The sequence below is a fragment of the Klebsiella sp. 4_1_44FAA genome (genome assembly GCF_000238715.1).
Lineage (GTDB): Bacteria > Pseudomonadota > Gammaproteobacteria > Enterobacterales > Enterobacteriaceae > Klebsiella > Klebsiella pneumoniae.
In genome coordinates this window covers 167,914-179,609 of record NZ_JH414805.1, presented here as the reverse complement: position 1 = coordinate 179,609, position 11,696 = coordinate 167,914, and the positions used below count along the sequence as shown (strand labels likewise).

Sequence of the window (11,696 nt, the reverse complement as noted above, 5' to 3'; positions counted from 1 at the left end):
TTAGGGCAGGCAAGGCGAATTATCAGGAAAAAGTCTGAAATTACTTTCGATTTTAATTGCTGGAGATTAACTGACGTAACCAGAAAGTGCTTTACATGAAACCCGCTAAAAACAAAAACCCCCGCCGAAGCGAGGGTTCTGAATTTTGGTGGAGCTAAGCGGGATCGAACCGCTGACCTCTTGCATGCCATGCAAGCGCTCTCCCAGCTGAGCTATAGCCCCACAGGACTTCTTTACGAACCAAATCCGCTGGGTGCAGAATTTGGTGGAGCTAAGCGGGATCGAACCGCTGACCTCTTGCATGCCATGCAAGCGCTCTCCCAGCTGAGCTATAGCCCCGTAACGTAAAGCGTGTCGTGTTGACGGGCGGCATAATATGAATTCCTCGCTCAGGTGTCAACGGCAAAATTATCCTTCCCGATTCAATCGCTGAAAAAGCAGGCAACTTGCTGACATTGCGAGCCTTATCGCAGTCAGAGGTTAAACAGGTCACCTTTTCACGTAAAAGGATGCTATAACATGGGCAGCTAATTCCCATACATTTACTCAGGAAATAGTATGCTCAAGGAACGAATGACACCTGAAGAAATTGCCCATCTAACCGGCTACAGTCGGCAAACTATCAATAAGTGGGTGCGGAAAGAAGGCTGGCAAACCTCTCCGCGACCTGGCGTCCAGGGCGGCAAAGCGCGCCTGGTCCATGTCAATGAGCAAGTCAGGGAGTTTATCCGCAGCGCCCAGCGCGTGGCGGAGACGCCCGGCATCTATTCTCCCCATGATAGCGATCTGGAATCGCTGCTGCTGACCCTCAGTAAAGAACTCACCCCCAGCGAGCAGAAGCAGCTTATGTCATTGTTGCTGCGCGAGGGGATCACCGGGTTACTGCTTCGGTTAGGGATCCGCGATCGGTAAACCATGATGAAACTGAAAGATAAAATGACGCCCGCAGAGCTTGCCGACTGCCTGGGGCTGGCCAGACAAACGATCAATCGCTGGGTTCGCGAGAAACAATGGCGCACCGAAGCAATACCCGGCGTTAAAGGGGGGCGAGCGCGACTGGTGGTTATCGACCAACCGGTACGCGAGTTTCTGACCAACATCCCTGCCAGACGCCATCTGCTTACCGACAATCATCTCGCGGAATCGCCAGGTGCATACCTGGTCAATGAGGCAGACGCGATCTGGCGGCAAATCACGGAAACCCTACAGCTGATGACTCCGGCAGAACAGCTGCAGCTCCGCGATCTGCTGGCCCGGGAAGGGATTAGCGGTTTTCTTGCCCGCCTCGGCATCGCCAGTCCGGAATAACAGACAAAAAAAACGGCAGGGTAACCTGCCGTTGTTTCAGCTGCGTCGCCGTCAGGACGCCTGGCCTTCGCGTTCAGCGATAAAAGCCAGCGCTTTATTGATACGATCTACGCTACGGGATTTACCGATAGCATGGACAGTAACGTCTAGCGCAGGAGATTGCCCTGCCCCGGTAACCGCCACGCGCAGCGGCATACCGACTTTACCCATCCCCACCTCCAGCTCATCAGCAGTTGCCTGAATCGCGTGATGGACGTTTTCCGCCGTCCAGTCGCTAATCGCCGCCAGCTTATCGCGAACCACTTCCAGCGGCTGACGCGCCACTGGACGCAGATGTTTTTTCGCGGCGTCGGCATCGAATTCAGCGAACTCTTCATAGAAGTAGCGGCAGCTCTGGGCCATCTCTTTCAGCGTCTTGCAACGCTCGCCCAACAGTTTCACCAGCTCAGCCAGCTGCGGGCCGTTGCGAGTGTCGATATTTTCCTGCTCGATATGCCACTGCAGATGCGTTGCCACATACTCCGCCGGCAGGGTATTGATATAGTGATGGTTTAACCACAGCAGTTTATCGGTGTTAAAGGCACTGGCGGATTTGCTCACCGCGCCCAGCGAGAAGAACTCAATCATCTCTTCGCGAGTGAAAATCTCCTGATCGCCATGAGACCAGCCCAGGCGCACCAGATAGTTGAGTAGCGCTTCCGGCAGGTAGCCGTCGTCGCGATACTGCATCACGCTCACTGCGCCGTGGCGCTTGGAAAGTTTTTTACCGTCATCGCCGTTGATCATCGACACGTGCGCATAAACAGGCACCGGCGCATTCAGCGCTTTGAGGATGTTGATCTGGCGCGGCGTGTTGTTGATATGATCTTCGCCGCGGATCACGTGAGTGATCGCCATATCCCAGTCATCTACCACCACGCAGAAGTTATAGGTCGGGGAACCATCGGTACGGCGAATGATCAGATCGTCCAGTTCCTGGTTGCTGAACTCGATAGGTCCGCGGATCTGATCGTCAAAAATAACCGAACCTTCCTGCGGGTTGGCGAAACGCACGACGCACGGCTCATCGTCAGCATGGTGCTCGTGGCTATGGCGGCAGCGGCCATCGTAACGCGGCTTCTCACCCTTCGCCATCTGCTCTTCGCGCAGCGCTTCCAGACGTTCTTTCGAGCAATAGCATTTGTAAGCGGTACCGGCTTCCAGCATCTCATCGATTACGTTGTTATAACGATCGAAACGTTTGGTCTGGAAATAGGGGCCTTCGTCCCATTGCAGATTCAGCCAGTTCATGCCATCCATGATGGCTTCAATTGCTTCCGGGGTGGAGCGTTCGAGATCGGTGTCTTCAATACGCAGCACAAACTCACCGCCGTGGTTACGGGCAAAAAGCCAGGAATAGAGAGCAGTACGCGCACCGCCAACGTGCAGATAGCCGGTTGGGCTTGGCGCGAAGCGAGTTTTGATTTTCATGAATTGGCCTTACGTTTAATAAAGATGCCGATAGCCGGCAATGTCCGGTGGAAATTATGGGTCAATATTCTAACACCGTGGGCTGATTCCTCAATGTTGTTCCCATCGGAACGTCACGGTTTGCCATTTTTGTTTATAAATCATGCTATGGCGCCGGTTTCGCGATCGCTTTGTTTAATTTTACGACGAACGAACGAATTCTTTAGAAAAGGCGTTGACTCATTTTCAACTCTCCCTATAATGCGACTCCACACAGCGGGGGTGATTAGCTCAGCTGGGAGAGCACCTCCCTTACAAGGAGGGGGTCGGCGGTTCGATCCCGTCATCACCCACCACTACTTAACGTAGTCTCCGCCGTGTAGAACAGAAAATTGAGAAGTGGGTGATTAGCTCAGCTGGGAGAGCACCTCCCTTACAAGGAGGGGGTCGGCGGTTCGATCCCGTCATCACCCACCACTTTCTCGCCAGCTGGATTTTCTGTCAAAATGTGAAGTACCGAAGTGGGTGATTAGCTCAGCTGGGAGAGCACCTCCCTTACAAGGAGGGGGTCGGCGGTTCGATACCGTCATCACCCACCACTTCGGGTCGTTAGCTCAGTTGGTAGAGCAGTTGACTTTTAATCAATTGGTCGCAGGTTCGAATCCTGCACGACCCACCAATGTAAAAAGGCGCCCTAAAGGCGCCTTTTTGCTATGCGCGGAACATGGCCCTGCCACGAGTCCCTCCGCAGCAATCCCCTCTGTCAGCGCTGATATAGCGGATCTTCAACCCTGGCGGCGGTTAAATTCTCCCCTTCTTCACGCACAATTTCCCATAACGCCTGAGCGGCGGTCGACAGCGAGCGATTTTTCCTGCATGCCAGCATCAGCTGCCGCTCCATCACCGGAGTCAGCCGTTTCACCGTCAGATGGCTCCCCTGCGGTAACGGTAGCGCCAGCGCCGGCAGAACGCTGATGCCAATTCCCGATTCTACCATCGGAAACAGCGTTGCCGGGTGGCCAATCTCCTGGACGATGTTCGCCCGGATAGCCAGTCTGCTGAGGGCCGCATCGATCAGCGGGCGGCTGCCGGACGCATAATCCTGCAGGATTAGCCTTTCATCCTGCAGCGCCTGCCACGGCACTTCTGTCAGGCTGGCAAAAGGATGATCCTCCCGGCAGAGCAGCAAAAATGGTTCCGCCAGAACCACTTCACACTGAAGGTCTGCCGCCGGGCCCGGATCAATCACGATGCCAAAATCCACTTCCCCCTGGCGGATACTCTCCAGCACCCACTGCTGGGGCCGATCGTGCAGCACAAAATCGATATCGGGATAACGACGATTGCTGTGAGCAATACACTGCGGAATAAGGTGGGCGGAAATCGTCTGACTGGCGGCGACCTTGACGGTGCCGCTCAGCTGCTGGCCTACCCGCCCGGCGTCACGCAGGGTAATCGTCAACTCATCAAGCAAACGTTCCAGCCTGCCCGCCAGCTGCTGACCCGCCTCGGTGAGCACCACTTCGCGAGTAGTACGGTCGAGCAGACGGACGCCGGTCTGATGCTCCAGCTCCTTGACGCTATGGCTGACGGCCGACTGACTTAAGCCAATCATCTCCCCTGCCCGGCTGAAGCTTCTGGCCCGGGCGACGGTGACAAATACTTTTAACTGACGCAGAGAGTAATTCATCTTTTTTATTCATGAATAGATGCAATAAATCAATTTTATTTCTCAAATGAAAAAAAGCACAATAGCGCATCTCTTTTCAGGAGCGTTTATGAAACTTTTCCGTATTCTCGATCCGTTTACGGCAACGCTAATCACCGTTGTCCTGCTGGCCTCATTCTTCCCGGCCCGTGGCGCTTTCGTCCCCTTCTTTGAACATCTGACCACCGCCGCCATCGCGCTGCTGTTCTTTATGCATGGCGCTAAACTCTCCCGGGAGGCGATTATCGCCGGCGGCAGCCACTGGCGTTTGCATCTATGGGTGATGTGCAGCACCTTTATTCTCTTCCCGCTACTCGGGGTTCTGTTTGCCTGGTGGGCGCCGGTGAATGTCGATCCGATGCTCTACAGCGGCTTTATCTATCTGTGCATTCTGCCGGCCACCGTGCAATCCGCTATCGCCTTTACTTCGCTGGCCGGGGGCAACGTCGCGGCTGCGGTTTGCTCAGCCTCGGCCTCCAGCCTGCTGGGGATCTTTGTTTCCCCGCTACTGGTGGGGGTCCTGATGAACCTTCACGGCGCAGGCGGCAGTCTGGAGCAGGTCGGTAAAATTATGCTGCAGCTGCTGCTGCCTTTCGTGCTCGGTCACTTATCGCGGCCGTGGATTGGCGACTGGGTGGCGAAGCATAAGAAGTGGATTGGTAAGACCGACCAGACCTCGATTCTGCTGGTGGTTTACTCCGCCTTTAGCGAGGCGGTGGTGAATGGCATCTGGCATAAAGTCGGTCTGGGATCGCTGCTGTTTATCGTAGTGGTCAGCCTGGTGCTGCTGGCCATCGTCATCGCGGTCAACGTCTTTGTCGCCCGCCGCTGCGGCTTTAACAAAGCCGATGAGATTACCATCGTCTTCTGCGGTTCGAAAAAGAGCCTGGCCAACGGCATTCCGATGGCCAATATTCTCTTCCCGACCTCCATCCTCGGCATCATGGTGCTGCCGTTGATGATCTTCCACCAAATCCAGCTGATGGTCTGCGCGGTGCTGGCGCGGCGCTACAAGCAGCAAACCGATGCGCGTCTCGCTGAGGAAAAGGCCAACGCGGCCAAAGCCTAACGCGCTTTCTTCAGGGGCTGGACCAGATCGCTCAGCCCCTCAGTTTTAATCAGCAGGGTCAACGCCATCAGCTCGCCAAGATGCCCGGCAGGGAATTGATCCTTACGCGCGAACCACAATAAATACTCTTCCGGGACATCGATTAAGCGACGTCCCTTGTATTTACCGAACGGCATTTCGGTATTGGCTATCTCGACCAGCTGCGCTTTATCCACGTTATTCTCCCAGCAGACGCATCATTTCGGCTTCGTCAATCACCTCGATGCCCAGCTCCTGCGCTTTCGCCAGCTTAGACCCCGCCTCTTCGCCGGCAATCACCAGGTCGGTTTTCTTCGACACGCTGCCTGCCACCTTCGCCCCCAGCGCCACCAGACGCGCTTTGGCGTCATCGCGCGACAGCTGGCTGAGGCTGCCGGTAAGGACCACGGTTTTGCCTGCAAACGGGCTATCAATCTCTTCCGCCTTCACCACCACCGGCGCAGGCCAGCGAACCCCCTCCGCCAGCAGTTGCGCAATGACATCGCGGTTGCTCTCTTCGGCAAAGAAGTTGAAGGTATGGGTAGCGACGACGATGCCGACATCAGGAACTTTCTGTAGCTCCTCAATGGAAGCCTGCTCCAGGGCTTCGAGAGTGCCGAAATGCGCCGCCAGGCCCGCCGCCGTCGCTTCTCCTACCTCGCGAATACCTAAGGCGTAGAGGAAGCGTGCGAAGGTCGTCTCTTTGGCTTTCTCGAGGGCGTTGACTACGTTTTGCGCGGACTTCGGCCCCATCCGATCCAGCCCGGTCAGTTTCCCCGCCGTCAGCCGGAACAGATCCGCCGGGGTATGGACGTACTCTTTCTCCACCAGCTGGTCGATGATCTTGTCGCCCATGCCGTCAACGTCGAGCGCGCGACGGGAGACGAAGTGCTTGAGCGACTCTTTGCGCTGCGCGCCGCAGATCAGGCCGCCCGTACAGCGGGCTACCGCCTCGCCTTCCACCCGTTCAACGTCTGACTGACATACAGGACAGTGGGTCGGGAAGACGACATCCCGGGCATCCGCCGGACGCTCGGAAAGCACCACGTTAACCACCTGCGGGATCACATCGCCTGCCCGGCGAATCACCACCTTGTCGCCGATTTTCAAGCCTAAGCGTTCAATTTCATCGGCATTATGCAGGGTGGCATTGCTCACCAACACGCCGGCAACATGGACCGGCTCCAGACGCGCCACCGGCGTAATCGCCCCGGTGCGGCCCACCTGGAACTCCACGTCCCGGACGAAGGTCATCTGCTCCTGTGCCGGGAACTTAAAGGCCACGGCCCAGCGCGGCGCGCGGGCGACGAAACCCAGCTGTTCCTGCAGCGCCAGCGAATCGACTTTGATCACCACGCCATCAATGTCAAAGCCCAGGTGGGGACGCTCTTCCTCGACTTTACGATAGTAAGTAAGCACTTCCTCGGGGGTGTGGCACAGGGTGACGCGATCGCTCACCGGCAGCCCCCATGCTTTGAACTGCAGCAACCGAGCCGAGTGGCTGGCCGGCAGCTCGCCGCCCTCCAGCACGCCCACGCCGTAGCAGAAGAAAGTAAGCGGTCGCTTCGCAGTGATGCGCGGATCGAGCTGGCGCAGCGAACCCGCTGCCGCATTACGCGGGTTAGCAAACACTTTCCCGCCGGTGCGGCGAGCTTCCTCATTGATTTTTTCAAACCCGGCCTGCGGGAGGAACACTTCCCCACGTACCTCAAGGCGTGCAGGAATATTCTCGCCATGCAGCTTGAGGGGGATGGCGCGAATAGTTCGCACGTTAGAGGTAATATCTTCGCCGGTGGTGCCGTCGCCGCGGGTTGCCGCCTGCACCAACACGCCGTTTTCATAGAGAATGCTCACCGCGAGGCCGTCGAGCTTAAGCTCGCAGCAGTAGGTAAGATGATCTGTGCTTTTCAGGCGATCCTGTACCCGCTTGTTGAAGGCGAGAAAGCTCTCTTCGTCAAACACGTTATCCAGCGACAGCATCGGCACTTCATGGCGGATCTGGCTAAAGGCGGTGAGTGGCGCCGCCCCCACCCTCTGAGTTGGCGAATCCGGGGTAATCAGCTCCGGGTGCTGGCTCTCCAGCTCGCGCAGCTTGCGCATCAGGCGGTCATATTCCGCATCCGGCACTTCCGGCGCGTCCATAACGTGGTACAGATATTCATGATGGCGAAGCGTGGTTCGCAGTTCAGTCAGTTGTTGTTCGATTGGTTCCATATCACACCATCAATGATAAAAAACCCCCGACAGGCGGGGGTTGAGAAAGGATTGAGTTAACGCGGAACGTCAGGCGTTCGCGTCTTTCACTTCGCGAATACGATCCTGGTATTCACGCAGTTTTTGCGGCGTCATCATGCGACGCTGATCGTCAAGCACCACGCCGCCCACTTCGTCAGCGATATACTGCGCAGACTGCAGCATCAGCTTGAAGTTCTGCAGTTCATCGCCGTAGGAAGGGACCTGCATAAAGATAGTCACCCCAGGGGTCATCATATCCGCCATGCTGTCCGGATTGAAGGTTCCCGGTTTCACCATGTTGGCCAGACTGAACAACACCGGACCGCTGCCGTCCGGACTTAGGTGGCGGTGGAAAATATTCATTTCACCAAACTTAAAGCCGGCCTGCTGGATACTGTTGATCAGCACTTCACCGTTAAGCTGGGCGCCATGATGCGCGGCGACGTTCATCACAATGACCGTCTCTTTGCGCTCTTTCGGCTGCGGCGCGGCGGGCTGCTGCGGCTCTACCGGCTGCGGTTCCGCGACGGCGGGCTGCGACGCGGCAACAGGCTGTGGCGCAGGCTGCTGCGGGGCGGCTGGCTGCGGCTGAGCGACGGTCGGCGTCACCGGTTGCGGCGCGACAGGCTGCTGCACAACAGGCTGCGGCTGGTGTTGCGGTTGTACGGGCGGCTGCGCAGGTTGCGGCTGTTGCCAGCCAGTCTGCGGAGCCGCATGCGGCGCAGGCTGTTGCTGCGGTGGAACCGGGGCCTGGCGCGGCGGCTGCGGCGGCTGGCGAACCGGTTCTTCAGGACGCGCAGGCTGCTGCATCTGGCGCTCGTAAGGCGGCTGGTACTGGTGCTGCGGCGCCTGACGAGGGGCTTCATGCTCCCCATGCGCGCCGTGCGGGGCGTGAGTCACCGGATGAACGCGGACTTCTCCTACGCCTTCAACATTATCATCAAAGTCGTCGTTTTCCGACTCATCGTCGCGCGACTTCATACGTTTCAGTGGGCGATCGCGAAACATCGAAGAACGTTCTTTACGGCTGGTCCAGAAACCATGTACCAGTAAAGCGATTATGGCGATCGCGCCAACAATGATTAATATCAGACGCAAATCCTGCATCATTATATTCTCTGTTGTTCTAACACCTTGCCACCACGGCAAACATTTACTCACTAAGAGTATTTGCCGATTACCTCAAGTGCAAGTGCGTCGGTCGCTTTCACCACATAAAGATGAACTAAATCGTGCTTTTTGCTGTTTTTTCGAACATTTCCTAACTGGTTATTGTCTGACGACCCGATAAAATAAGCGAGCATTCACACCGGATGTTAAAAAAGGAGCAATGCCTGGCTATGGTTTCATCATCCGCACCGACCCCGCGCAGCGGCGTTTATTATTTTTCGCAGGGCTGGAAACTCATCGGGCTGCCGGGCATACGGCGTTATGTCTTCCTGCCTTTACTGGTTAACGTGCTGCTGATGGGCGCTGCCTTCTGGTGGCTGTTTACCCGTCTCGGCAGCTGGATCCCCTCGCTGATGAGCCATGTGCCGGACTGGCTGCAGTGGCTAAACTACCTGCTGTGGCCGGTGGTAGTGCTCTCAATCCTGCTGGTGTTTGGCTACTTCTTTTCGACGATCGCCAACTGGATAGCCGCGCCGTTCAGCGGCCTGCTGGCGGAACAGCTGGAAGCGCGCCTGACCGGCGCTACCCCGCCGGACGTCGGCGTCTTTGGCATCATGAAAGATATTCCGCGGATTATGAAGCGTGAGTGGCAGAAGCTGGCCTGGTATCTGCCGCGCGCCATCGTGCTGTTGCTGCTCTACTTTATTCCCGGCGTTGGCCAGACGGTAGCCCCGGTACTCTGGTTCCTGTTCAGCGCATGGATGCTGGCGATTCAATACTGTGATTATCCCTTTGATAATCACAAGGTTCCCTTCAAAACCATGCGCGAAGCGCTGCGCAGTCGCAAAGTGATGAATATGCAGTTTGGGGCGCTCACCAGCCTGTTCACAATGATCCCGGTGTTAAACCTGGTGATCCTCCCGGTGGCTATCTGCGGCGCCACCGCCATGTGGGTCGATTGCTATCGCGATAGACACGCCAGCTGGAAATAGCGGTAACACCTTCACTTGGGGACGGCAAAGGCCGCTCCCTTATATCGCGCTTATTCCTTCTTGCTTATCATTATTTCCCTTCCGCATATAGATATGCTAAATCCTTACTTCCGCATATTCTTTAAGCGGGTATGCTGATGCCGTACCCCCAAATTTCATACAGTTAAGGACGGGCCATGAGTAAGATTTTTGAAGACAACTCCCTGACTATCGGTCATACGCCGCTGGTACGACTGAACCGCATCGGTAATGGCCGTATCCTGGCAAAGGTAGAATCTCGTAACCCGAGCTTTAGCGTAAAATGCCGTATCGGCGCCAATATGATCTGGGATGCTGAAAAGCGCGGCGTTCTGAAACCTGGCGTGGAACTGGTCGAGCCGACCAGCGGCAACACCGGTATCGCCCTCGCCTACGTGGCGGCGGCCCGCGGCTACAAACTGACGCTAACCATGCCGGAAACCATGAGCATCGAGCGTCGTAAGCTGCTGAAAGCCCTGGGCGCCAACCTGGTGCTGACCGAAGGCGCCAAAGGCATGAAAGGCGCTATCCAGAAAGCGGAAGAGATTGTCGCCAGCAACCCGGAACAATTCCTGCTGCTGCAGCAGTTCAGCAACCCGGCTAACCCGGAAATCCACGAGAAGACTACCGGCCCGGAAATCTGGGAAGATACCGATGGTCAGGTGGATGTGTTTATCTCCGGCGTAGGTACCGGCGGAACGCTGACCGGCGTCAGCCGCTATATCAAAAACACCAAAGGTAAAAAAGATCTGATCACCGTCGCCGTTGAACCGACCGATTCCCCGGTGATCGCCCAGGCGCTGGCGGGGGAAGAGCTCAAGCCGGGTCCGCACAAAATTCAGGGTATCGGCGCCGGCTTCATTCCTGGCAACCTGGATCTGAAGCTGGTCGACAAAGTGATCGGCATTACCAACGAGGAAGCTATCTCCACGGCGCGCCGCCTGATGGAAGAAGAAGGCATCCTGGCGGGTATCTCTTCCGGGGCCGCCGTTGCCGCCGCGCTGAAGCTGCAGGAAGATGAGGCCTTTACCAATAAGAATATTGTGGTTATCCTGCCTTCCTCAGGTGAGCGTTATTTAAGCACCGCGCTGTTCGCCGATCTCTTCACTGAGAAAGAGCTGCAACAGTAGTGCCAGCTTGTAAATAATGTGTAAAAAAGCACCTTTTCGGGTGCTTTTTTGTGGCACACGTCAAAGTTTTACCCCTCCTGGCATTGATTCACCTCGTAGGGTCTGGTATTTAACCAGCACATTTATTTTGATGCGCGAAATTATTCAGAAGAGGATTTCCGCCAGCTGAATCGATTTTATGATTTGGTTCAAGTCTTCCTTTCGCGGCATAATGTTTAATGACGTGCTAGACGTCAATGGCCCGCAGGTCTTCGCAGCGCCAGGCGCTGCCGACGCCAAGGCCGGAAACGTAACGCCGGCGCTAACAATACAGGCTAAAGTCGAGTCGTTAGACTAGACTTTAGGTCCACAACACTAAACCTATAAGTTGGGGAAATATAATGTTCCAGCAAGAAGTTACCATTACCGCTCCGAACGGTCTGCACACCCGCCCTGCTGCTCAGTTTGTTAAAGAAGCTAAAGGCTTCACTTCTGAGATCACTGTAACCTCCAACGGCAAAAGCGCCAGCGCCAAAAGCCTGTTCAAACTGCAGACTCTGGGCCTGACCCAGGGCACCGTAGTGACCCTCTCCGCTGAAGGCGAAGATGAGCAGAAAGCTGTTGAGCATCTGGTTAAACTGATGGCTGAACTCGAGTAAGTTCACGGGTTCTTTTTCATA

General features: G+C 56.1%; 11 protein-coding genes and 6 tRNA genes. 10 read left to right on the top strand and 7 right to left on the bottom strand.

Annotated elements, in window-relative coordinates:
- Positions 1 to 146: 146 nt before the first annotated feature.
- Positions 147 to 222, bottom strand: a tRNA-Ala gene (locus HMPREF1024_RS04435).
- 41 nt (positions 223 to 263) lie between these two features.
- A tRNA-Ala gene (locus tag HMPREF1024_RS04440) sits at positions 264 to 339 on the bottom strand.
- A gap of 219 nt (positions 340 to 558) precedes the next feature.
- On the opposite strand from HMPREF1024_RS04440, the gene HMPREF1024_RS04445 reads away from it, so the two are divergent.
- Together HMPREF1024_RS04445 and HMPREF1024_RS04450 are read left to right on the top strand one after the other, a co-directional pair.
- Positions 559 to 912 carry a YfeC-like transcriptional regulator gene (locus HMPREF1024_RS04445; protein WP_002913434.1) on the top strand — a complete coding sequence of 118 codons (354 nt, stop codon included), beginning with the start codon at positions 559 to 561 and terminating at the stop codon, positions 910 to 912.
- A 3-nt stretch (positions 913 to 915) separates the two neighbouring features.
- Positions 916 to 1,308 carry a YfeC-like transcriptional regulator gene (locus HMPREF1024_RS04450; RefSeq protein WP_002913435.1) on the top strand — a complete coding sequence of 131 codons (393 nt, stop codon included), beginning with the start codon at positions 916 to 918 and terminating at the stop codon, positions 1,306 to 1,308.
- Positions 1,309 to 1,359: 51 nt separating this feature from the next.
- Here HMPREF1024_RS04450 and gltX read toward each other — a convergent pair whose 3' ends face one another.
- Complete coding sequence (gltX, locus tag HMPREF1024_RS04455) at positions 1,360 to 2,778, bottom strand: glutamate--tRNA ligase (protein WP_004145598.1); 1,419 nt, start codon at positions 2,776 to 2,778, stop codon at positions 1,360 to 1,362.
- A gap of 259 nt (positions 2,779 to 3,037) precedes the next feature.
- Between gltX and HMPREF1024_RS04460 the strand changes: the two genes are divergently transcribed.
- The 4 genes from HMPREF1024_RS04460 to HMPREF1024_RS04475 all read left to right on the top strand — a co-directional run bounded on the left by HMPREF1024_RS04460 (position 3,038) and on the right by HMPREF1024_RS04475 (position 3,436).
- Positions 3,038 to 3,113: transfer RNA gene (locus tag HMPREF1024_RS04460), tRNA-Val, on the top strand.
- A 45-nt stretch (positions 3,114 to 3,158) separates the two neighbouring features.
- Positions 3,159 to 3,234 (top strand) — tRNA-Val (locus tag HMPREF1024_RS04465).
- A 46-nt stretch (positions 3,235 to 3,280) separates the two neighbouring features.
- A tRNA-Val gene (locus HMPREF1024_RS04470) sits at positions 3,281 to 3,356 on the top strand.
- 4 nt (positions 3,357 to 3,360) lie between these two features.
- Positions 3,361 to 3,436: transfer RNA gene (locus HMPREF1024_RS04475), tRNA-Lys, on the top strand.
- An 84-nt stretch (positions 3,437 to 3,520) separates the two neighbouring features.
- Here HMPREF1024_RS04475 and HMPREF1024_RS04480 read toward each other — a convergent pair.
- Positions 3,521 to 4,447 (bottom strand): LysR family transcriptional regulator, encoded by a 927-nt coding sequence (locus tag HMPREF1024_RS04480; RefSeq protein ID WP_002913438.1) that lies wholly within the window; start codon positions 4,445 to 4,447, stop codon positions 3,521 to 3,523.
- Between the two features lie 88 nt (positions 4,448 to 4,535).
- Here HMPREF1024_RS04480 and HMPREF1024_RS04485 point away from each other — a divergent pair, with 88 nt between their 5' ends.
- Positions 4,536 to 5,534 carry a bile acid:sodium symporter family protein gene (locus tag HMPREF1024_RS04485; RefSeq protein ID WP_002913439.1) on the top strand — a complete coding sequence of 333 codons (999 nt, stop codon included), beginning with the start codon at positions 4,536 to 4,538 and terminating at the stop codon, positions 5,532 to 5,534.
- Here HMPREF1024_RS04485 and HMPREF1024_RS04490 read toward each other — a convergent pair.
- From HMPREF1024_RS04490 to zipA, 3 genes are all read right to left on the bottom strand, one after another.
- Positions 5,531 to 5,749 (bottom strand): DUF3820 family protein, encoded by a 219-nt coding sequence (locus tag HMPREF1024_RS04490; protein WP_002913440.1) that lies wholly within the window; start codon positions 5,747 to 5,749, stop codon positions 5,531 to 5,533. The two genes, HMPREF1024_RS04485 and HMPREF1024_RS04490, sit on opposite strands and share 4 nt — an antisense overlap.
- Before the next feature lies 1 nt (position 5,750).
- Positions 5,751 to 7,766 carry an NAD-dependent DNA ligase LigA gene (gene ligA, locus HMPREF1024_RS04495; RefSeq protein ID WP_009309544.1) on the bottom strand — a complete coding sequence of 672 codons (2,016 nt, stop codon included), beginning with the start codon at positions 7,764 to 7,766 and terminating at the stop codon, positions 5,751 to 5,753.
- A 69-nt stretch (positions 7,767 to 7,835) separates the two neighbouring features.
- A complete protein-coding gene (gene zipA, locus HMPREF1024_RS04500; protein WP_004180822.1) occupies positions 7,836 to 8,897 on the bottom strand; it encodes a cell division protein ZipA in 1,062 nt (353 codons plus the stop codon).
- Positions 8,898 to 9,127: 230 nt separating this feature from the next.
- Here zipA and cysZ point away from each other — a divergent pair, with 230 nt between their 5' ends.
- The 3 genes from cysZ to ptsH all read left to right on the top strand — a co-directional run bounded on the left by cysZ (position 9,128) and on the right by ptsH (position 11,675).
- Positions 9,128 to 9,889: a sulfate transporter CysZ gene (gene cysZ / locus HMPREF1024_RS04505; protein WP_004174922.1), complete on the top strand. Its 762-nt coding sequence runs from the start codon at positions 9,128 to 9,130 to the stop codon at positions 9,887 to 9,889.
- A gap of 176 nt (positions 9,890 to 10,065) precedes the next feature.
- On the top strand, positions 10,066 to 11,037 hold the full coding sequence (gene cysK, locus HMPREF1024_RS04510; protein ID WP_002913498.1) for a cysteine synthase A: 972 nt from the start codon (positions 10,066 to 10,068) through the stop codon (positions 11,035 to 11,037).
- Positions 11,038 to 11,417: 380 nt separating this feature from the next.
- On the top strand, positions 11,418 to 11,675 hold the full coding sequence (gene ptsH, locus HMPREF1024_RS04515) for a phosphocarrier protein Hpr (protein ID WP_002913505.1): 258 nt from the start codon (positions 11,418 to 11,420) through the stop codon (positions 11,673 to 11,675).
- The last annotated feature ends 21 nt before the right edge of the window (positions 11,676 to 11,696 follow it).